The sequence below is a fragment of the Egicoccus sp. AB-alg6-2 genome, assembly GCF_041821025.1.
Lineage (GTDB): Bacteria > Actinomycetota > Nitriliruptoria > Nitriliruptorales > Nitriliruptoraceae > Egicoccus.
On record NZ_JBGUAY010000002.1, the window covers coordinates 154,731 to 174,719 of the forward strand.

Sequence of the window (19,989 nt, forward strand, 5' to 3'; positions counted from 1 at the left end):
ACCGCGTCGGCGACGACCAGGGGGCACAGGCGGCCGTTGCAGGGCCTCCCGGAGGCTAGCGCACGACAGCCCGGTCGGACGGGCACGCGGCTGCGGCGCCGGGTCGCACTAGCGTCGAGGTGAACCGAGTCCCGAGGACGGCAGACGTGAGCGAGCACCTGGCGCGGGCCGGCGACCTGGTCGGCCGCTACCTCGACCACGTGCGCGACCACGCGCCGGTCGAGGCGACCCGGCTGGGCATCCGCGACCGCGACAGCGAACTGCCCGACCTCGGGGTCGCGGCGCTCGCGCAACGCAGCCGGGACCTCGCCGTCCTGGCCGCCGAGGTGCGCGTCGCCGTCGCCGATGTGCCGGTCGACGCCGGAGGCGACGTGCGCGAGGCACGCGGCGACCTGCGCCTGCTCGCCGACGAACTGGAGTACCGCCAGTTCCTGCACGACGTGCGGCCGCGCTACGTGCTCGACCCGCTGGCGGCGCTCGAGACCGTCTCCGCGGGCATCCACGAGCACCTGCGCCGGGTCGACCTGCCGGTGACCGAGCAACGTCGCCGACTCGGCGCGGCCGTCTCCCGGGCTCGCCGCGTCCCGGTGCTGATCGAGCAGGCCGGCACCCTGCTGCGGTCGTCACCGGCACCGCACCTCGACGTGGCGCTGCAGCGCCTGCCCGGCCTGATCAAGCTGGTGCGCGACGAACTGCCGCGCCGGGCCGAACAGGTCGGCGGGGACGTCACCCATGCCCGGGACGCCGGCGAGGTCGCGGCCGAGGGGCTCGAGGCCTACGCCGCCCTCCTGGACGAGATGCACGACGAGCCGCCGGCGCCGTGGCGGCTGGGCCCCGAGCAGCACGAGGTCACGCTCCGCGCGGCGCTCGGCACCGCGATGCCGCCGCAGGAGATCGAACGCCGGGCACGGCAGTGGCTCGAGGAGATCTGCGCCGAGCTGTCCGAGCTGGCCTCGGCCTCGTGGGAGCGTCGGTTCCCCGGCGAGCGGCGCCCGGCCGACGTCGACGAGCGCATCCGACGGGTGCTGGGTCAGGTCGCCGACCGCTCCGTGCACCGCCGCGACCTGGTGCCCGAGGCACGCCGCGCCGTCGACGAGGCCCGCGCGTTCGCGCTGGCGTCGGGGCTGACCGACGTCCCGCCGGCCGACCGCCTCACGGTCGCCGAGGTCCCCGAGTACCTGCGCGGGATCGCGGTCGCGTTCATCACCCAGGCACCGCCGCTGGAACCGGACACGGGCTGCACCTACTACCTCTCGCCGGTGCCCGAGACCTGGGACGACGACCTGGCCGAGTCGTTCCTGCGCGAGTACAACCCCGCCCAACTGCGGTCCCTCGCGATCCACGAGGGCTATCCCGGCCACTTCGTGCAGCTCGAGCACGCGTCGCAGCATCCGCGCGTCGCCCGCCGCCTGCTCGGCCGGCCCGCGTTCGCCGAGGGGTGGGCGGTCTACATCGAGCGCGAAGCGGTCGCGGCCGGCTTCGGGGACGGCGACACCTCGGCCGTCGACGGCGAGGACTACCGGCTGACGCAGCGCAAGCTCGAGCTGCGGATCGCCTCGAACGCGCTGCTCGACGTCGGGTTGCACGCGGGTGACCTCACCGACGCGGCGGCACTGGAGTTGCTGACCGACACCGCGTTCCAGGAGCGTGCCGAGGCCGAGGGCAAGCTCGTGCGCGCCAAGGTCACCTCCGGGCAGCTGTGCTCGTACTTCGTCGGCGGGGAGGAGCTCGGCGACCTGCGGCGCGAGTTCGAGGCGGCGGCGACCGGCACCTTCGACGTCCGCGCCTTCCACCAGGGTGTGCTCTCGCACGGCACGCCGACCGTGGACGTCGTGCGGGAGGCCCTGCGCGACGGGGCGCCGCCGCGCCGCCCGTTCGGAACCGACGCTTGACCACGAGCCTCTCCGACCGCGGGGCGCCGTCACCGGTCGACTACGGTCCGGGCGATTTCGACGTGCGTCCCAGGAGCGACCGTGGCCTTCGATCTCGCGTTGACCGAGGAACAGCAGCAGGCCCGTGCCTGGGCCCACGACTTCGCCCGCAAGGAGATGCGCGAGCGCGAGGTCGACGGCGTCCCCGTCCACCGCCACTACGACGAGGTCGAGGAGTTCCCCTGGCCGGTGGTGCAGAAAGCGGCCCAGATCGGGCTGTACGGGCTCGACTACTACTCGATGGTGGGGCAGGATCCGACCGGTCTGACCTCGGCACTCGTCCTCGAGGAGACGTTCTGGGGCTGCGCGGGCATCGGGCTGGCGATCTTCGGCTCCGGGCTCGCGCTGGCCGGTCTCGTCACCACCGGCACCGGCGAGCAGATCGGGACCTGGGCGCCGCGCATCTTCGGCACCCCCGACGACGTCAAGGTAGGCGCCTACGCGGTGTCGGAACCCGGTGCCGGCTCCGACGTGTCGAAGATCCGCACCCGTGCCACCCGGGTCCAGGGCGGCTGGCTGCTCGACGGCGAGAAGATCTGGATCACCAACGGCGGCATCGCCGACGTCCACGTCGTGGTGGCCACCGTCGACCCCGAGCTCGGTCACCGCGGCCAGGCGTCGTTCATCGTCACCGGCGACGCGGACGGTTTCACGCAGACCAAGAAGACCAAGAAGCTCGGGATCCGCGCCTCGCACACCGCGGAGCTGGCGCTGACGGACTGCTTCGTGCCCGACGACCAGCTCCTCGGCGGTCAGGACAAGCTCGACGCCAAGCTCGAACGCGCCCGCAACCCCGACCGGCAGAGCCGCTCCGGCGCCCTGTCGACCTTCGAGGCGACGCGACCGATCGTGGGGATCCAGGCCGTCGGCGTCGCCCGCGCCGCCTATGACGCGTCGGTGACCTACGCGCAACAGCGCGAGACCTTCGGCGTGCCGATCATCCGCCACCAGGCGATCGCCTTCAAGCTCGCCGACATGGCCACCGACATCGACGCCGCCCGCCTGCTGTGCTGGCGCGGGATCAACATGGGCACGACCCAGACGCCGTTCCGCAACGGCGAGGGGTCCATGGCCAAGCTGCATGCCGGCCGGGTCGCCGTGCGTGTCACCGACGAGGCGATCCAGATCCACGGCGGGTTCGGCTACAGCCGCGAGTTCGACGTCGAGAAGTTCCACCGCGACGCGAAGATCTACGAGATCTTCGAGGGCACCAAGGAGATCCAGCAGCTGGTGATCTCGCGCGCGATCACCCGCAACGCGTGACGGTCAGCTGGCCCGGGGCCGGGGGCGGGTCAGCACCTCGCGGCCGTCCGAGGCCAGCCGCACCGCCTGCGACGGGGTCAGCTCGACCGGCGGGCTCGGCGCCACCAGGTGTTCGGCGTGCACCCGGGTCGGCAGGGCCGGCGGTGCCACCGGCGGGACGAATGCGGCCGGCGTTTCGAGCTGCGGTGACTCGACCTGCGGTGTCGCCACGGCGGGCTGCTCGAAGGCCGGCTGCGCGACGACGGACTGCGCGACGACGGACTGCTGCCGTGTCGGCGGTTCGAGGGCCGGCTGGTCGGCGGCCGGTGGGGCGCCGGGTGGTGGCACCGTCGGCGCTGGGCTCGCCGTGCCGGTGACCTCGGGTCGTGGCAACTCGACGGTCGGCGAGGCGTCGTCGGGCGCCTGCGCTTGGGCCGGGAACAGCGGCTCCGGTGCGACGAGCGCCTCGTCGGCGGGCGCGGGCGCTTCGGGCGAAGGCGTGGGTTCGCCCAGAAACGCGGAATCCGGCGCGAAATGGGCCGTGAACAACAGCCGGGAGCTAGACTCGTGCGGCGTGGGGGGCGTTGCTGGGCCGGCCAGGCGGGATCGCCGCTTCCGGCCCACACGACGCTGGTGTGACGGGCGAGGCCGTGGTGTTCGGATCGCTCGGGGCACGGGAACTCCAGTGGGGCACAGCAGGGACCGCGAGTCACCATCCCTCATCGGATGGTCTCGGCAGCAGTGGCGGAAACGTGGAGCAGATGAGCGAGACGCGCACACCCGCGGACACGGGGGCGATCACGCGGGCGATCGCGTCGGTGCCGGGCGTGCTCAAGGCCCGGGTCGTGATCTCCGAGACGACCGGTCGCGCCCGTCTCGTCATCCGTGTCGCCCCCGGCGAGGACCACGAGGCGGTGTCCTGGGCGGTCGCGGCGACGCTGCGTGAACGCTTCGGGATCGCGCTCGACCCCGCCGAGATCCGTGCCCGTGACCTCGACGACACCGCTGAGGGTGGCGGGATCGACCTGTCGGGTGGGGCCGAGACGACGGAGGTCGACGAGCCGACCGCGGCCCGCGACGAAGCGGGCGCACCGGCTCCGGAGCCCGGGCCCGATCCCGCGCCGGAGCCCGATCCCGCGCCGGAGCCCGAGCCCGATCCCATCCAGGTGCTCGAGGACGTCATCGCGGCGCGCGCAGCCGCAGCGGCCGACGCACCCGAGGCGGCGACGCTCGCGCCCGTGACGACGCTGCACCGTGAGCGCTTCCGGGCCGCGATCGGCGACCTCGCCACCCGGCAGGGCAACGCCGCGCTGTCGGTGACGGCGACGCTGGAGCACAACGGCCGCCGCGCCCAGGCCGCCGTCGAGACGCTCGCGACGGGCCGGGGCAAGTGGCGGGCCGTCGCGGAGGCGACGGTCGGCGCACTGCACGATCTGACCGGCGGGCGCCTGCGGGCCGAGGTCGAGCGGGTGACGGTCACGTCGGGTGATCCGGCCGCGGCGGCCAGCGTCGTCCTGATCGTGCTGTCCGACCGGGGCGAGGAGACGCTGCTCGGCGCCTCGCTCGTGCGCGACGACCCCGAGCGTGCGGTGATGCGTGCGACGCTCGACGCCCTCAACCGGCGCGTCGAGCCCTGGCTGCGCGCCGCCGAGGCCGGCTGACGTCTGCGCTCAACCCGCCCCGGGCACGGGCAGGGGCTCGTCGCGTGCCAGGGCGGCGTCCTGCGCGCGGCGCTCGCCGGGTGCCTCGAGCAGGTCGAGTCCCTCGGCGGCGAACCGCTGGGCGACCGCGACCGCGCGTCCGTCGCCGTGGACGTCGAGGTCGTGCTGCGCCTGCGCCGCCAGCAGGGCCGCCTGCAGGGAGCGTCCGAGCGTCATCGCGAGGCGCCGGGCTCCGTGCTGGAGGGCGGCCTGCCCGGCGTCGGCGGCCTGGGTGACCCACATCGTGGCGTGGTCGGCGGCGTCGAGGGCCAGCTCGGCGACCGTCGCCGTCGCGGGGGAGGTGGCCGCCGCGGCCGCGCGACGCACCTCCTCGACGTAGGCGGCCAGGAGGTCGCCGTCGGCCAGTGCGCGCAGCACGTCCAGGGCGAGGACATTGGTCGTCCCCTCCCAGATCGGCAGCACCTGCGCGTCGCGCAGGAGCTGGGGCAGGTGGGTGTCCTCGATGTAGCCGGCGCCGCCGAACGCCTCCAGGGCCTCGGACGCGCCCGCCACCGCCTGCTTTCCGGTCGTCAGCTTGGTGATCGGCAGCAGCAGGCGCAGCACCTGCTGCTCGCGCTCGGTCGCGACGCCGGCCTCGTCACGTCCCAGCAGTTCCACGGCCCGGAACGCGAGCTGCAACGACGCCTCGTGCTGCACCCGCAGCCAGGCCAGCGTCGCCTGGTGCAGCGGCTGGTCGACGAGCGCGCCCTGGAACGCCTCGCGGCGGCGGGCGTAGTCGCGCGCCAGCGCGAGGCCACGCCGCAGACCGGAGGCCGCGGTGACGGCGTTCCACAGCCGGGTGACCGTCAGCATCGGCGTGATGTTGCGGGTGCCGTCCGCGGGCGGACCGACCAGGTGCGCCAGCGTCCCGTCCAGGGCGAGTTCGGCCGTGGGCATCTGCCGGGTGCCGAGCTTCGACTTCAGCCGCAGGACCCGCAGGTCGTTGAGGCGTCCGCCGTCGTCGCGCACCTCGACGTAGAACATGGCCAGGCCGCGACCGCCCGGGCCGTTGCCCTCGGGGCGGGCCAGCGTCAGCGCCATGTCGGCGGTGACGGCCGAGGTGAACCACTTCGTGCCCGTCAGCCGCCACAGCGGCCCCTCGGCGCGGGCGACGGTCTCCGAGCGGCCGACGTCGGAGCCGCCCGCGCGCTCGGTCATCCACTGCCCGGAGGTCCAGGCGGTGGCGGGGTCACGGCTGGTGAGCCGCGGGACGGCGCGCTCGACGAGGTCGCGCTCCCCGTGGACGAGCAGGGTCTTGGCGGCGCCGTCGGTCATCGCCAGCGGGCAGCTGTAGAGCGCGCTCGAGGGCGCGAACAGGTACGCGAGCGCGAACTGGTGCACCCGCGAGTACGCGCCGTTGGCACGCTCGTAGCCGGTGGCCACGACGCCGTGCTCGTGCGCGACGGCGGCGATGCGGCGCCAGTAGGGCGAGGTCTCGACCTCGTCGACGCGGTTGCCCCACGCGTCGAAGCCCCTCAGGCGCGGCTCCTCCGACGGCTGGTCCATCGCGTCCGACCAGGTCTTGAGGTCGGTGGCGGCGAGGTGCCCCATCTCGGCCAGCGACGGCACGACCGCCTCGTGGACGTCGGCGGGGAGGACGCGCTCGAGATAGCGCTGCAGGGCGAGGTCCTCGGCCCACTCGTCGTGCAGCCGCGGGGGGTCCTGGAAGAACCCGGTCTCCTCGACGGTGCCCATGCCCGCTCCTCGCCTCCGGGAACGATCGGCCTCGGAACGTTCCCCCGTCGGGACCGTACCCGCCCCGTCAGGCGTAGAGGACCACCGCGGCGGCCGTGGCGAGGTTGAGGCTCGACACGCCGGTGCGCATCGGAATGCGGACGACGAGGTCGGCCCGCTCCCGCAGCCGGGCGCCGAGCCCACCGCGTTCGGTCCCGAGCAGCACCGCCGCATCGGGCGGCAGGGCGCCGGGCCGCAGGTCCTCGCCGTCGGGGTCGAGGGCCACCAGCGGCCGACCGAGGTCGGGCAGCACCTCGACGCGGCCGCAGGCGCCCAGGGCGAACTGCAGGCCGGCACCGGCGCGCACCGCCGTCGGATGCCAGGGATCGGCGTCGCCGACCACCACCACGCCGGCCGCATCGGCGGCCGCCGCGACGCGCACCACGGCCCCGAGATTGCCGAGGTGGCGCGGGTGTTCGAGCACGACCACGCGGCCGGGCGCGTCGGTGCCGGGCACCGCCGGCACCGTCGGTCGGCGCGCGACGGCCAGCGACGGCGACGGCAGCTCGCGGCCGACCACGCTCCGCCAGGTGTCGTCGTCGACGGCGACCACGGGCACCGGCAGCTCGACGTCGGGGGCCAGCTCCTGCAGCAGCCGCCGCAGGGTCGCGACGTCGGGGCTCAGGACCACCTCGACGTCGGCGCCGAACCGCACCGCGTGCTTGAGCGCGTGCACCCCCTCCAACCTCACCCGGGTGGCATCACGTCGCGAGGAGCGTGCCAGCTCCACGGCGTACGCTGGATCCATGCCGCTGCTCCTCGTGCTCGCCTTCGTCGTCGTCCCGCTCGTCGAGCTGACCGTCATCCTCCAGGTCGGTCAGCTCATCGGGACCGCACCGACCGTGGTGCTGCTGGTGCTCGACAGCCTCCTCGGGGCCTGGCTGCTGAAGCGGGAGGGCCGCCGCGCGTGGCAGCAGTTCCGCGCCGCCCTCGACCAGTTGCGCTGGCCCGGCGACGAGGTCGCGCAGGGCGCGCTGATCCTCGTCGGGGGGACGTTGCTGCTGGCTCCCGGGTTCGTCACCGACGTCGTCGGCTTCCTGCTGCTGCTCCCGCCGAGCCGCCGCATCCTGGCACGCCAGCTCCGTCGCCGCCTCAACCCGCTGGGCACGGACGCCGGCCGCAGCGACCGCGCCGGCCGCAGCGACCGCGCCGGTCGCGGCGGCCGCGGCGGTCGTCGGCGCGATCCCGACGCGAAGCAGGTCCTCGACGTCGAGGTGGTCGAGATCCAACGCGACGAGCCCGGCCCCGACCGGCGCGACCTTCCGCCCTCGCCGCCCGCCGGCTGACGACGAGGCCGGGTGGGACCTCGGCGACCGGCGCCTCTTCGGTTGCCGGATCGACCGGCGGCCTCGCTAGCGTCTTGCCACCGGTGGTCGCGGAGGGCGGCCGGGAGCCCGGTGAGCGCGACGCACGAAAGAGGTGTCATGGAGGCGATCCGCCAGGCGATTGTGGACCACGCTCCGGGCGAGGAGCTCGCACGCATCCCGCTGCCCGAGACGATGCGGGCCGCGGTGGTACGCAAGTCGGAGATCGAGCTGTTCGCCGGTCTGCCGACGCAGGACAAGGACCCGCGCAAGTCACTGCACATCGACGAGGTCCCGATCCCGCCGCTCGGCCCGAACGAGGTCCTGATCGCGCCGATGGCCTCGGCGCTCAACTACAACACGGTCTGGACCTCGATCTTCGAGCCGGTGTCGACCTTCGGCTTCCTCGCCAAGCTCGGTCGGGAAGGCGAACTCGGCGCCCGGCACGACCTCGACTACCACGTCGTCGGCTCCGACGCGGCCGGCGTCGTGCTGCGCACCGGGCCCGGCGTCACCCAGTGGCGGCCCGGCGACCGCGTCACCGTGCACTGCAACTCGGTCGACCTCGAGGGTCCCGAGGGGCACGAGGACTCGATGCTGGACGCCAGCCAGCGCATCTGGGGCTTCGAGACCAACTTCGGGTCCCTGGCCGACGTCTCGCTGGTGAAGGCCAACCAGCTCATGCCGATGCCGACCCACCTCAGCTGGGAGGAGGCGGCATCGCTGGGGCTGGTCCTGGCCACCAGCTACCGGATGCTCGTCGGGGAGAACGCCGCCCGGATGAAGCAGGGCGACGTCGTGCTCATCTGGGGCGCGACCGGCGGGATCGGCGGATTCGCGACCCAGCTGGTGCTCAACGGCGGCGGCATCCCGGTGTGCGTGGTCTCGAGCGAGGAGAAGGCGCAGGTCCTGCGCGCCATCGGGGCCGAGCACGTCATCGACCGCAAGGCCGAGGGCTACCGGTTCACCGACGACGACGGCCGACCCGACTACGCCGAGATGCGGCGCTTCGGCAAGAAGATCCGCGAGCTGGTCGGCCGCGATCCCGACATCGTGTTCGAGCACCCCGGTCGCACGACGTTCGGCGCGTCGGTGTTCGTGGCCCGGCGCGGCGGGACCATCGTGACCTGCGCGTCCACCTCCGGCTACCTGCACGAGTACGACAACCGCTACCTGTGGATGCATCTCAAGCGGATCCTGGGGTCCCACTTCGCCAACTACCACGAGGCGTGGCAGGCGAACCGACTGGTCGACCTCGGCATGATCCACCCGATCCTGTCGAAGACCTACCCCCTCGAGCAGGCGGCCCAGGGCGCCTACGAGATGCACCACAACCTGCACGCCGGCAAGATCGGGGTGTTGGTCGGCGCCCCGGAGGAGGGGCTCGGCGTGCTCGACCACGCCAAGCGCGAGCGCCACGCCGAGCGGATCGCGGCGTTCCGCGCGTTCGAGTAGCGCCCGGCCCCCGGTGGTGCTGGCCAGGTGGTGCTGGCACCACCGGGGAGTCGGCTGAACGGCGGGGCGACAGGGTCGGCCCCCTCGTTTAGGGTTCGGAGAGCATCGAAGCGGTGGAACGCTTCCGTGGGGCTCGGGGGACGGGGTGATGTCCGAACACAGGTCGCATCGTGTGATGAGGCGGCGGGGCCGGGTCGGCCAGCCCCGGGTGTTCGCGACCCTCACGGCGATCGTCGGGAACCGGCGACGCGGCCGCTGGCCGTCGACGGGCGAGGACCGCGCCGTCGCCACCAGCACCGCAGCCGCCATCGACGCGCTGGATCGCCTGCAGCACCTGCGCGTGGAGCTCGGGGCGCCGTGGCCACAGCTGGTGGTCGGGCCGGCGGGGGTCAGCATCGTCGACGTCCACGCCCACCGCGGCCCGGTGCGCCTGACCAACAGCGGTCTGCACGGCGAGAGCGGCCTGTTCTGCGGCCCCTGCGAGGACGCCCGCCGGGTGGCGCGGGCGGCTCGTCGTCTCCTCTGGGACGTCGAGGGTGGCGGGGACGTTCCCGTCCGCGTGCTCGCCGTGGTGCCGCCCGGGACGCGGGTGGCGCGTGACCCGGGAGTGGGCGACCTCGTCGACGCCGTCCCGGCCGACCGTCTCGCCGACCGGCTCGTCCGCGGCCCGGTGCTGCCCATGGCGCTGGTGGACCGCGCCTTCACCCGCCTGTCGGTGCTGTCGGGCACCGCCGCCGTGCCGGCCCCCTGAGCGCCGGGTTTCAGCAGGCCGCGGCGAAGAACTCCATCGGCAGGGGACTGAGACAACTGGGCCACCAGTGCAGGGCGAGGAACAACGGGACGATCGCCCACGCCCGGTCGCGGGTCTCGAGCAGCACGGCGGCCACGACCGCGGTTCCGCCGGCCAGGGCCGCGGCGTAGAGGCCACTGAGCAGGTCGCCGCGGAACAGGCCGCCGAAGGCGAACACGTGCGCGGCGGCCAGCACGGCCACGGGTGTCAGCACCGCCGCCCGCGGCGCCGTGCGTCGCGACGCGACGACCCGGTCGGCGACCAGCACCAGGACGGCCAGCCCCGCGACCTGCAGCAGCGTGGGCAGCAGTTGGGCGGCACCGATCGCACGCAGCAGTCCCAGCACCAGGGCGATGCCACACGCACCGATGCCGAACGTGCGCAGCAGCTCGGTGAGCGGCACGTCGGGGGAGCGGAAGGCGTCGCGGCCGCGCGTCGCCAGGAAACCCGTGAGCAGCAGGGCCCCGGCGGCGGTCACGGCGAACGACAGCAGGCCCAGCAGCAGCGCGCCGACCGGCCCGACGCCGACGAAGCCGGCACCGCCGACCCGACCCAGCAGGGCCGTGTCGGACGCACCGACGGCGACGAACTGGCGCAGCACCCCCAGCAGCGCCACCGGGACCACGAGCACCAGGCCGGCGCGCCAGCCGCTGCGCGGCGCGTCGAGACCGAAGGCGCCCAGCCGGTCGCCGCGGTAGCGGGCGAGCAGCACGGGCACCAACCCCGTCAGGACGAAGATCCACAACAGGTCGAGCACGATCGCGGCGATCCCGCGCCGCGGCAGCAGCGGCAACGCCGACAGCAGGCCGATCACGATGCCTCCGAAGAGGGTGGTCGCGCCGGCCAGGATGACGTCGCTTCGGGCGTCCTCGCGGCTCATGTACACGGTGCCGGACGCTAGCAGGCGGGCGGGGTGCGGCTGCCCGGCTTGGGCGGTGCGACTGCCCGGCCGCGGGCGGTGCGACTGCCCGGCCGCGGGCGGTGCGACTGCCCGGCCCTGGGTAGGCTGCCGGCTCGCCGGCCGGCACGCCGGCCCGGCCGCCGACCGCTGCGGCCGCCAGCTGCGGTGGGGGATGTTCGTGCTCGAGGCCTCGATGGTGGTCATCGGCGACGAGATCCTGGGCGGCCACGTGATCGACGCCAACTCCGGGTGGTTCGCGTCCCGCCTGACGGCACACGGGGTGACGCTCAGCCGCGTGCAGGTCGTCCCCGACGAACACGACGCGATCGACGAGGCGCTGGTCGCCGAACTCGCCCGCGCGCGCCCGCGTCTGATCGTGACCTCCGGCGGCATCGGCTCGACCCCCGACGACATCACCTACGAGGCCGTTGCCGACAGCCTCGGCCGCGACCTCGTCGTCGACCCGGTGATCGCGCAGCGCCTCGACGGTGCCCTCGACTGGACCCGGCAACAGGGCGTCGAGGTCACCGACGCCTTCGCCGAGCACTTCCACCGGATGGCCCGCGTCCCGGAGGGCGCACGCCTGCTGCGCCGCAGCTCGGGCTGGGTCCCCGGCATCGCCGTCGACGTCGACGGCGGGTGCACGCAGCCCGGCGGCGCCACGATCGCGATCCTGCCGGGTGTGCCCGCGGAGTTCCGCGCCATCGTCACCGAGGCGCTCGAGCCCGACGTGCTCGCCGGCCGCAACCCGTTGCCCACCATCGTCGAGATCGAGCACCCCTTCCCCGAGTCGAGCCTCAACGTGCTGTTCGCGGCGCTCGTCGAGCGGTTCCCGCAGGTCCGGCTCGGCAGCTACCCGGGGCAGCGGATGCTGATCCGGCTCCAGGGCACCGACGCCGACGTCCGTGCCGCCGAGGCGTTCGTCCGGGCCGGCATCGACGACCTGCACCGATCACCGGGCGGCGCCCGGCTCGCGGCTTCCTGGGCCGCCCGCCGCTCGAAGGAGGACTCGTGAACCGCCGCATCCTGTTCGTCCACGCCCATCCCGACGACGAGTCGTCGAAGGGCGCCGCCACTGCCGCGCGCTACGTCGACGAGGGCGCCGAGGTCGTGCTCGTCACCCTGACCGGCGGTGAGGCCGGCGAGGTCCTCAACCCCAGCGCCGCCGCCGTCGCGCCCGAGGACATGGGCGCGACCCGTGCGCGTGAGTTGGCGGCCGCCGTCGCCGCGATCGGGTTCACCCGCACGTACGGGCTCGGCTACCGCGACTCGGGTTACCACGAGAACCCCGAGGACGTCCCCGAGGGCTCGTTCGCCCGCACGCCCCTGGACGAGCCGGCCCGCCGGCTGGCCGCGATCGTGCGCCACGAGCGTCCGCAGGTGGTGGTGACCTACCCCGAGGACGGCGGCTATCCGCACCCGGACCACATCATGTGCCACGCGGTCACCATGCGCGCCCTCGAGCTGGCCGAGGACCCCGCCGCCGACCTCGACGAGGACACGCCGGGCGCCGACGCCGCGCCCTGGCGGGTCGCGAAGGTCTACGCCAGCGGGGTCTTCCCGGCCCGCCGGGTGACCGCCCTGCACGAGGCGATGCTGGCGCACACCGGCGAGAGCCCGTTCGCCGAATGGCTCGAGAAGCGCTCCGACCGGCTCGCCGGCCCCGACCCCGACGCGCTGGTGGAATGCGGCGACTGGTTCGAGCGTCGCGACGCGGCCCTGCTGGCCCACGTGACCCAGATCGATCCGGACGGGTTCTGGTTCGGGGTCCCCCGCGACCTCGAACGCGAGGTGTTTCCCTACGAGGGCTTCCACGTGCTCCGCAGCGATGTCGAGGTCGTGCGTCCCGAGGCGGACCTGTTCGCCGGCATCGAGGACGACGACGGCCGGGCGGCCCCCGACCTCGGGCACGTGACCGAGCGCGCGGGCTGATCCGCACGGGCGGTCGCCCTGACGTCGTTTCGCGCGACGTCGTTTCGGCCGGCGTCGTCAGGCAGCGTCGTCAGGCGGCGACGTCGGGCCGGGGCAGCTCGGTGGCGAGGTAGAACAGGCAGTCCTTGCGGGCCGCCTCGACCGTCCGGGTCATCATCACCGGCGTCACCGGGGCCGTCACCACGACCGCACCGTCGACGACGTCGAAGTGCTCGGCGGTGACGTCGCGGCCGTCGGCGGCGCTCGCCCGGACCGGCAGCGTGCTACCCGGGTGGACGCGCCCGAGCACGTGCCCGGCCGGTACCTCGACGAAGTTGTGCACGTCGGCGTCGGCGGCGAGGACCAGGTCGGTTTCGCCGTCGAGGCTGCCGCCGAACCGGAACCGCACCTCGGGCCGCACCGTCACCTTGCGCAGCCCGCCCAGCAGGTCGAAGTCGCGGACGATGCGGTCGTGCTCGAGCGGCGGCGCGCCGAGGTAGCGGCGCAGCGCGTCGACGGCGAACGCGAGCGACTCCGGCCGCCCCGGGAGGCCGCACTCGACGGCGATCGCGGCGCAGGAGGCGTGCAGCGCCTCCATGAGCGTGTTCGCCTGCAGGTCCCAGCGCAGCAACGTCGTGGTGAACAGTGTCGCCAGGTTGACCACCTGGGCCTCGGGCCGGGTCACGATCGCGTAGAACGGGTTGTCGCCGGTGTTGTTGTGCACGTCGACGAGCGACTCGAGCCCTGCGGCCCGCAACTCCTCGAGGATGCCGTCCGCGGCGCGACGCTGGGCCGTCGTCGGCTCGTGCAGCCCCCAGACGCGGTTGAAGTCCTCCTGGTCGTCGAGGTAGCGGTGGGCGAAACCGGGCCCGTGCAGGGCCGCCTCGACGTTGCCGACCACGAGGTAGAGGTCGAACGGGTACCGGCGCCGCGGGTCGCGGGCCCGCAACACCCGCAGCATCGCCTGCAGGCCCGTCGACTCGTCGCCGTGCAGCAGGGTCACGACCGCGCGCGGTGCCTGTTGGCCCGTCCCGGGGATGCGGATCAGCGTCGGGCGGCCGAGGGCGCGCAGGAACGCGCGGTCCCCGAGCGCGAGCAGGTCGCGGGGGAGTCCGTCGGGAAAGCGGCGATGGGGGGTGTCCACGGGCAGGCAGGATAGGAACTCGGGCGCCCGGCAACCGACGGTGCGCGGTCGGGTGGCCGCCGCTCGCGCGCAGCGGCATGCTCGAACCGCCTCCACGGACAACCGCCGAGCCGTCGCCGCCGAACCAAGGGCACGACCCCTGGGCCGACACCACCGCGCCTGTCCGGCGCCCGCCGAGCCAGGAACATGACCGCCGACACCACCGCGCCCGTCCGGCGACCGCCGGATCACCCCGCTCCCGCACCCCGGTGGCTGGGGGCGGTCAGCGGCGCGCTGGCGGCGACGGCGGCGCTCGGCGCGGGGGAGCTGACCGCGGCACTGTCGTCGCGCTGGCCGTCGCCGGTGGTGGCGATCGCCGACCGTGTCGTGGTGTTGTCGCCGACGCCGGTGACCGCGTGGGCGATCCGCACGTTCGGCACGCTCGACAAGCCGCTGCTCGTCGGCGCCATCGTGGTGGTGTTGGCGGCCGCGGCCGCGGGGCTCGGCATGCGGGCGCGGCGGCGTCCACTGCTGGCCGCCGCCGGCGTCGCGGGGCTGGGTGGCGTGGCGGTGCTCGCCGGCCTGCTCGCGCCCGAGGTCGGGCCGTCGGCGGCCCTGCCCGGGGTCGTCGCGACCGTCGTCGGCGTCCTCGCCCTGCTCACGCTGGCGGCCGGGCTCGCCCGCTACCGGCCTCCGCTCGACGAGCGCCCGGGTCCGGCGGCCGATCGCGAGGAGGCGGCCGATCGCGGCGCGGCGGACGGCGGGCGTCGCCGGTTCCTGCTGCTGGCCGCGACCGTCGGCGCCGGTGCCGTGGCGATGGGCACCGCCTCGCGGTTCCTGCTCGCACGCTTCGAGGTCGATGCCGCCCGTGAGGCGCTTGCCCTGCCCCGGCCCACCGAGCGCCGTGACCTGCCTGCGCCGGCGGACGCGTCCCTCGACGTCGACGGGCTCAGCCCGCTGTTCACGCCGAACGACGCGTTCTACCGCATCGACACCGCCTTCTCGGTCCCGCGGATCGACCCCCGGACCCACCAGCTGCGCGTCACCGGCATGGTCGATCGACCGCTCACGGTCGACTACCAGGACCTGCTCGCGCGCGACCTCATCGAGCTGCCGATCACGCTGTCCTGCGTCAGCAACGAGATCGGCGGCGACCTGGTCGGCAACGCTGTCTGGCTCGGCTTTCCCCTACGCGACCTCCTCGACGAAGCCGGCGTCTCGGCGGACGCGGACCAGGTCGTCGGCCGCGCCGTCGACGGCTTCACGGCCGGGTTCCCGGTCGCCGCCGCCTACGACCGCGACGCCCTCGTCGTCGTCGGCATGAACGGCGCCCCCCTGCCACCCGAGCACGGCTTCCCGCTGCGCCTCGTCACCCCCGGGCTGTACGGCTACGTCAGCGCCACCAAGTGGCTGGCCGAGATCGAGCTGACCCGCTTCGACCGGTTCGACGCCTACTGGATCCCCCGCGGCTGGGCCGCGGAGGGGCCGGTGAAGACGATGTCGAGGATCGACGTGCCGGCAGGGCTCGACGAGCTGCGGCCGGGCACCGTCGCGGTCGCGGGCGTCGCCTGGGCCCCGACCCGGGGCGTCGAGCGGGTCGAGGTGCAGATCGACGACGGGCCGTGGCAGCCGGCCGAGCTCGCCGCCCCGGTCAACGACCTCACCTGGCGCCAGTGGGTGCTGCGGTGGGACGCCACGCCGGGGCGGCACCGCATCCGCTGTCGCGCCACCGACGGCACCGGCGCCACCCAGCCCGAGGAGCGGGTGCCCGTCCGGCCCGACGGCGCCACCGGCTGGCACACCATCACGGTCACCGTCGACGGCTGACCCGCGCCGACGCCCGCACGGGGCGCGGGGTCACTGCCAGGTGTGCACCGGCTCGTTGCTGCGCATGCCGGCCATGTAGCGCCGCGTCATCTCGATGATCGCGTCCGGCCGGCTCAGCCCCTCGTCGAGCAGCCGTCGGACGGTGCGCACCTGCCAGCCCGCCCCGGTCACCCGGCGCAGGCAGCGCTGTTCGATGATGCCGAGGTAGTGGTCGCGGTCGCGCCGGTCGACCTGCCAGCGGTCCAGACCCTGGTGGGCGAGCGGCAGCAGCGTGCGCAGCACCAGCTCGCTGGCGGGCACGGTGCCGACGCCGGGCCAGAACAGCTCGGACTCGATGCCGTGCTTGGCGGCGGCGAAGAAGTTGTCGCAGGCGGCCGCGAAGGACAGCTGACGCTCGATCGGCGGGTCGAGTTCGGCCAGGGCGCGGACCAGGCCGTAGTAGAACGCGGCGTTGGCGACGGTGTCGACCACCGACGGACCGGCCGGCAGCACCCGGTTCTCGACCCGCAGGTGCGGCTTGCCGCGCGCGACGGCGTAGACCGGGCGGTTCCAGCGGTACACGGTGCCGTTGTGCAGCACCAGCTCGGGCAGGTGCGGGATCCCGCCGGCCTCGAGCACCGCCTCGGGCTCCTCGTCGTCGAGCAGGGGCAGCAGGGACGGGAAGTAGCGCACGTTCTCGTCGAACAACTCCAGCAGCGACCCGATCCACTTCTCCCCGAACCACACCCGCGGGCGCACCCCCTGGGCGGCCAGCTCCTCGGTGCGGGTGTCGATCGACTGCTCGAACAGCGCGATCCGGGTCTCGCGCCACAGTTCCTTCCCGAGCAGGAACGGGGAGTTGGCGCCGACCGCGACCTGGGCGGCCGCGGCAGCCTGGGCGGCGTTCCAGGCCGTCGGAAACCCTTCCGGCGACACCTGCAGGTGCAGCTGGACCGAGGTGGCCGCAGCCTCCATCGTGATGGAGCTGACCCGCGTCATCAGCTTCTCGGGGCCCTCGATCTCGACCTGCAGGTCCTCGCCACGGGCCGCGAGCACCTGTTCGTTGAGCAGGTGGTAGCGCGGGCTCGCCGACAGGTTCTGGATCGTGATGTCCAGGTCGGTCAGCGTGGGCATGATGCCGATCATCACGACGTGGGCGTCGAGCTCCTGGGCCCGCCGGTGGGCGTGCAGGAACGAGGTCTCGAGCTCCTCCTCGATCTCGCGGAACACGGTGCCGACCAGCTTGTGCGGCGCGAGGTTGAACTCGATGTTGAACTGCGCGAGCTCGGTCTGGAAGTCCTCGGACTCGAGCCGCTCGAGCAGTTCGGCGTTGATCATCATCGGGGTGCCGTCGGTGTCGACGACGTAGAACTCCACCTCGACGCCCATGAGCTTGCGTTCGGTCTCGAAGGCGCCGACCTCGAGCATGCGGCGCAACACCTCGACGTCACGCTTCACCTTCTCGCGGTAGCGCTGACGGTCCTCGCGCGTGAACCGCACCTCGTCGATGTCGCGACCCATGACGGTCTCCCGCGCCGTTGATCTCGCCGGAGCGTAGGTGGGGACGACCGCGGGGGCGGCGCTAGCGTCACCCGGCATTCGACCGCCATCGCGACGAGGTCCCGCCATGGAGTTGCGCCCGCTCGTCGACGGCGACCTCGGGGACGTCCTGGCGCTCAACCAGTCCGAGGTGCCAAACGTCGGCCCGCTGACCTCGGACGGACTGGTCGCGCTCGTCGCGCGCTGCGACCTCGCTCTGGTCGCCAGCGATGAGGATGGGATCGCCGGCATGCTGCTCGCCCTGGCGCCCGGCACGGACTACGGCAGCCCCAACTACCGCTTCTTCGAGCAGCGGGGCACCGACCACCTCTACGTCGACCGCGTCGCCGTCGCGGCTCGTGCGCGTCGTCGTGGCCTGGCGTCCGCCCTCTACGACCAGGTCGAGCGCCACGCCCGCGCGTCGGGGCGCGCCGAGGTGACCTGCGAGGTCAACGTGCAACCGCCCAACGACGCGTCCCTGCGTTTTCACGCCGCGCGCGGGTTCGTCGAGGTGGGTCAGCAGCAGGTCGGCGACCACCGCGTGAGCCTGCTCGCCAAGCCCTTGCGCTGACGGGATCGGCGGCCGCCCGGGGGCCAGCGGCCCCGGATCTGCTTGAGCCGACGGGCCGGGGGCCGATCGGATCCACGAGGTGAGGGGCCTCGTCCACGGCAGCTCGACCGACGGCTTTTCGATGTCTCTCACCCGCACCCCCCGGCGCGCCCGCCAGGACCGCGGGCTGGTCGGCGACCTCCGCGTCACCTTCCACCTCGTGATGGCGGGGGTGGTCGCCGTGATCGTCGCGATGAGCGTGCTCGCCGGCGTGCTGCTGTTCGAACTGCACCCCGACCTGCGGCACGACACCGAGGTCACGCGCAGCATGCGTGTGGCGCACGACGGCATGGTCGCCCAGGAGTCGGGCTACTCGGGCTGGCTGGCCACGGGTGACGCCGACTACCTCCTGCTCGCCGAGCAGGGACATGCCACCGTCGAGGCGACGTCGAACGAGCTGGCCGACCTGCTCGGCCGCGAGCCCAGCATCGACCGCGCCATCCTGGACCTGCGGCTGGCACAGCAGGCGTGGATCGATCAGTGGGTCGCACGGGTGCGCGCCCTGCCCAGCCCGCCCTCCGACGAGGCCGTGCGTCAACGACTGCTGGACGACGGGGCCGCGCTGTTCCTGCGCTACCGGGACGTGCACCTGCGCGCCATCGATGTCGCCGTCGGCGAGCGTGACGCCGCCCTCGAACTGGAACGCCGTGCCCTGGTGACCGGCTTCGCCGCGGCCCTGGCCCTCGCCGGACTGGTCGCGTTGCTGGCCCGCCGATCGAGTCGCCGGCTCGCGGCCGCCGTCGCCGGCCCGATCGACGAACTGCTCGACGGCATGGAGCGGCTCGCCGCCGGACACGCGCCGGGCGTCAGCGGGATCGACGGGCCTTCGGAGCTGCGCGCCCTCGGACAGGGCCTCGAGAACGCCAGCATGCGCCTGCACCAGGATCGCGCCGCACTGTTGCTGGCCCAGGACCGAACCGAACGCTCCGCCATGATCCTGCGGTCCATCCTCGACGTCGCCCGCGAGATCGCCGGCAGCCTCAACGTGCGCTACGTCGCCGAGACCCTGGCCGAAGCGGCCAACCGGATCGCGGGCGTCAACCGGGTCGTGGTGTGGCTCAGCGACGGCTCGGCGCTCATCGCCCTGCACGACTCGTCGCGCCACCGCGGCGCGGCGCCCCAACTGGCGCCCATCACCATCGGCGACGGCGGTGTCGGCCTGGCCGCCCGCGACGCGCGTCCCGCACTGGTCAGCGGCGACCACCCCGGCTGGGCCTTCCCGCTCGTGGTCGGCGGCCGCGTCGTCGGCGTGCTCGAACTCACCGACGCGGCCAGCGACGACATCGAGGAGCTGATCGAGCCGCTCGAGACGCTGGCGATCCACGGCGGCGCCGCCCTCGAAGCCGCACGGCTGCACCACCAGTCGCAGGAGCTGGCCCAGGTCGACGCGCTGACGCAGCTGCTCAACCGGCGTCGGCTGGACGCCGACCTGCAGGTCGAGCTCGAACGCTCGAAGCGCTACGGCCGGCCGCTCGCGTTCGTGATGCTCGACATCGACCACTTCAAGCAGCTCAACGACAACTACGGCCACCTGCACGGCGACGAGGTCCTGCGCATGGTCGCCGAGTCGCTGGTCGAGATGGTCCGCGGCAGCGACACCGTCTACCGCTACGGCGGCGAGGAGTTCGCGGTGCTGGTCCGCGAGGGGGGCGAGGAGGACGCCGCCCTGCTCGCCGAGCGTCTGCGCGTCGGCCTCGAGCGCGTCTTCGCCGGCAGCCAGGGCTTCGCCAAGGTCACCGCGTCGTTCGGTGTCGCCGCCGTCCCCCTCGAGGGGTGCGCGGCCGAGGCGCTGGTCGGGACGGCCGACCGCGCCCTGTACGCCGCCAAACGGGGTGGCCGCAACCGTGTCGAGGTGGGCCGCATCGGCACGGCCACCGACGCCGACGCGACCGTCCCCATGGTCGGTGCCACCGCCCCCTGAGCCCGCATGCGCCGGTTACGGT

At 73.9% G+C, this 19,989-nt stretch carries 17 protein-coding genes; 11 read left to right on the top strand and 6 right to left on the bottom strand.

The features are described from left to right. Positions 1 to 146: 146 nt before the first annotated feature. Together ACERMF_RS03395 and ACERMF_RS03400 are read left to right on the top strand one after the other, a co-directional pair. The gene (locus ACERMF_RS03395) at positions 147 to 1,892 is read left to right on the top strand and encodes a DUF885 domain-containing protein (protein ID WP_373667614.1); all 1,746 of its coding nucleotides are present in this window, start codon (positions 147 to 149) and stop codon (positions 1,890 to 1,892) included. Positions 1,893 to 1,973: 81 nt separating this feature from the next. Beyond that, positions 1,974 to 3,194, top strand: coding sequence for an acyl-CoA dehydrogenase family protein (locus tag ACERMF_RS03400; RefSeq protein ID WP_373667615.1), 1,221 nt, complete (start codon positions 1,974 to 1,976; stop codon positions 3,192 to 3,194). Positions 3,195 to 3,197: 3 nt separating this feature from the next. Here the strand turns inward: ACERMF_RS03400 and ACERMF_RS03405 are convergent, their stop codons facing one another. Then, the gene (locus ACERMF_RS03405) at positions 3,198 to 3,722 is read right to left on the bottom strand and encodes a hypothetical protein (RefSeq protein ID WP_373667616.1); all 525 of its coding nucleotides are present in this window, start codon (positions 3,720 to 3,722) and stop codon (positions 3,198 to 3,200) included. A gap of 212 nt (positions 3,723 to 3,934) precedes the next feature. On the opposite strand from ACERMF_RS03405, the gene ACERMF_RS03410 reads away from it, so the two are divergent. Further along, positions 3,935 to 4,834, top strand: a complete 900-nt coding sequence (locus tag ACERMF_RS03410) for a hypothetical protein (RefSeq protein WP_373667617.1) — start codon at positions 3,935 to 3,937, stop codon at positions 4,832 to 4,834. Between the two features lie 9 nt (positions 4,835 to 4,843). On the opposite strand, the gene ACERMF_RS03415 is transcribed toward ACERMF_RS03410, so the two are convergent. Both ACERMF_RS03415 and ACERMF_RS03420 read right to left on the bottom strand, forming a co-directional pair. Continuing rightward, positions 4,844 to 6,568 carry an acyl-CoA dehydrogenase family protein gene (locus ACERMF_RS03415; protein ID WP_373667618.1) on the bottom strand — a complete coding sequence of 575 codons (1,725 nt, stop codon included), beginning with the start codon at positions 6,566 to 6,568 and terminating at the stop codon, positions 4,844 to 4,846. Positions 6,569 to 6,635: 67 nt separating this feature from the next. Beyond that, complete coding sequence (locus ACERMF_RS03420; protein WP_373667619.1) at positions 6,636 to 7,355, bottom strand: TrmH family RNA methyltransferase; 720 nt, start codon at positions 7,353 to 7,355, stop codon at positions 6,636 to 6,638. Here ACERMF_RS03420 and ACERMF_RS03425 point away from each other — a divergent pair. The 3 genes from ACERMF_RS03425 (at position 7,354) to ACERMF_RS03435 (ending at position 10,117) form a co-directional block, all read left to right on the top strand. Beyond that, the gene (locus ACERMF_RS03425) at positions 7,354 to 7,893 is read left to right on the top strand and encodes an FxsA family protein (protein ID WP_373667620.1); all 540 of its coding nucleotides are present in this window, start codon (positions 7,354 to 7,356) and stop codon (positions 7,891 to 7,893) included. The two genes, ACERMF_RS03420 and ACERMF_RS03425, sit on opposite strands and share 2 nt — an antisense overlap. A gap of 138 nt (positions 7,894 to 8,031) precedes the next feature. Beyond that, on the top strand, positions 8,032 to 9,366 hold the full coding sequence (gene ccrA, locus ACERMF_RS03430; RefSeq protein WP_373667621.1) for a crotonyl-CoA carboxylase/reductase: 1,335 nt from the start codon (positions 8,032 to 8,034) through the stop codon (positions 9,364 to 9,366). Between the two features lie 172 nt (positions 9,367 to 9,538). Continuing rightward, positions 9,539 to 10,117: a hypothetical protein gene (locus tag ACERMF_RS03435; RefSeq protein ID WP_373667622.1), complete on the top strand. Its 579-nt coding sequence runs from the start codon at positions 9,539 to 9,541 to the stop codon at positions 10,115 to 10,117. 10 nt (positions 10,118 to 10,127) lie between these two features. Here ACERMF_RS03435 and ACERMF_RS03440 read toward each other — a convergent pair whose 3' ends face one another. After that, positions 10,128 to 11,036 (bottom strand): hypothetical protein, encoded by a 909-nt coding sequence (locus tag ACERMF_RS03440; protein WP_373667623.1) that lies wholly within the window; start codon positions 11,034 to 11,036, stop codon positions 10,128 to 10,130. Between the two features lie 193 nt (positions 11,037 to 11,229). On the opposite strand from ACERMF_RS03440, the gene ACERMF_RS03445 reads away from it, so the two are divergent. Both ACERMF_RS03445 and mca read left to right on the top strand, forming a co-directional pair. Then, complete coding sequence (locus tag ACERMF_RS03445) at positions 11,230 to 12,072, top strand: competence/damage-inducible protein A (protein WP_373667624.1); 843 nt, start codon at positions 11,230 to 11,232, stop codon at positions 12,070 to 12,072. Beyond that, on the top strand, positions 12,069 to 12,989 hold the full coding sequence (gene mca / locus ACERMF_RS03450) for a mycothiol conjugate amidase Mca (protein WP_373667625.1): 921 nt from the start codon (positions 12,069 to 12,071) through the stop codon (positions 12,987 to 12,989). The genes ACERMF_RS03445 and mca overlap by 4 nt, the downstream gene beginning before the upstream one ends. 70 nt (positions 12,990 to 13,059) lie before the next feature. On the opposite strand, the gene ACERMF_RS03455 is transcribed toward mca, so the two are convergent. After that, complete coding sequence (locus ACERMF_RS03455) at positions 13,060 to 14,112, bottom strand: hypothetical protein (RefSeq protein WP_373667626.1); 1,053 nt, start codon at positions 14,110 to 14,112, stop codon at positions 13,060 to 13,062. A gap of 186 nt (positions 14,113 to 14,298) precedes the next feature. On the opposite strand from ACERMF_RS03455, the gene ACERMF_RS03460 reads away from it, so the two are divergent. Continuing rightward, a complete protein-coding gene (locus ACERMF_RS03460; RefSeq protein WP_373667627.1) occupies positions 14,299 to 15,918 on the top strand; it encodes a molybdopterin-dependent oxidoreductase in 1,620 nt (539 codons plus the stop codon). Positions 15,919 to 15,948: 30 nt separating this feature from the next. On the opposite strand, the gene ACERMF_RS03465 is transcribed toward ACERMF_RS03460, so the two are convergent. Continuing rightward, on the bottom strand, positions 15,949 to 17,418 hold the full coding sequence (locus ACERMF_RS03465) for a glutamate--cysteine ligase (RefSeq protein WP_373667628.1): 1,470 nt from the start codon (positions 17,416 to 17,418) through the stop codon (positions 15,949 to 15,951). A gap of 106 nt (positions 17,419 to 17,524) precedes the next feature. Here ACERMF_RS03465 and ACERMF_RS03470 point away from each other — a divergent pair, with 106 nt between their 5' ends. Beyond that, positions 17,525 to 18,007 (top strand): GNAT family N-acetyltransferase, encoded by a 483-nt coding sequence (locus ACERMF_RS03470; RefSeq protein WP_373667629.1) that lies wholly within the window; start codon positions 17,525 to 17,527, stop codon positions 18,005 to 18,007. Between the two features lie 121 nt (positions 18,008 to 18,128). After that, on the top strand, positions 18,129 to 19,967 hold the full coding sequence (locus ACERMF_RS03475) for a diguanylate cyclase (protein WP_373667630.1): 1,839 nt from the start codon (positions 18,129 to 18,131) through the stop codon (positions 19,965 to 19,967). Positions 19,968 to 19,989 lie beyond the last annotated feature (22 nt).

Coding starts and splice junctions, on each gene's coding strand:
- ACERMF_RS03415 (WP_373667618.1), bottom strand. CDS start 6,568: ATGGGCACCGTCGAGGAGACCGGGTTCTTCCAGGACCCCCCGCGGCTG.
- ACERMF_RS03475 (WP_373667630.1), top strand. CDS start 18,129: ATGTCTCTCACCCGCACCCCCCGGCGCGCCCGCCAGGACCGCGGGCTG.
- ACERMF_RS03410 (WP_373667617.1), top strand. CDS start 3,935: ATGAGCGAGACGCGCACACCCGCGGACACGGGGGCGATCACGCGGGCG.
- ACERMF_RS03440 (WP_373667623.1), bottom strand. CDS start 11,036: ATGAGCCGCGAGGACGCCCGAAGCGACGTCATCCTGGCCGGCGCGACC.
- ACERMF_RS03445 (WP_373667624.1), top strand. CDS start 11,230: ATGTTCGTGCTCGAGGCCTCGATGGTGGTCATCGGCGACGAGATCCTG.
- ACERMF_RS03470 (WP_373667629.1), top strand. CDS start 17,525: ATGGAGTTGCGCCCGCTCGTCGACGGCGACCTCGGGGACGTCCTGGCG.
- ACERMF_RS03420 (WP_373667619.1), bottom strand. CDS start 7,355: ATGGATCCAGCGTACGCCGTGGAGCTGGCACGCTCCTCGCGACGTGAT.
- ACERMF_RS03465 (WP_373667628.1), bottom strand. CDS start 17,418: ATGGGTCGCGACATCGACGAGGTGCGGTTCACGCGCGAGGACCGTCAG.
- ccrA (WP_373667621.1), top strand. CDS start 8,032: ATGGAGGCGATCCGCCAGGCGATTGTGGACCACGCTCCGGGCGAGGAG.
- ACERMF_RS03425 (WP_373667620.1), top strand. CDS start 7,354: ATGCCGCTGCTCCTCGTGCTCGCCTTCGTCGTCGTCCCGCTCGTCGAG.
- ACERMF_RS03460 (WP_373667627.1), top strand. CDS start 14,299: ATGACCGCCGACACCACCGCGCCCGTCCGGCGACCGCCGGATCACCCC.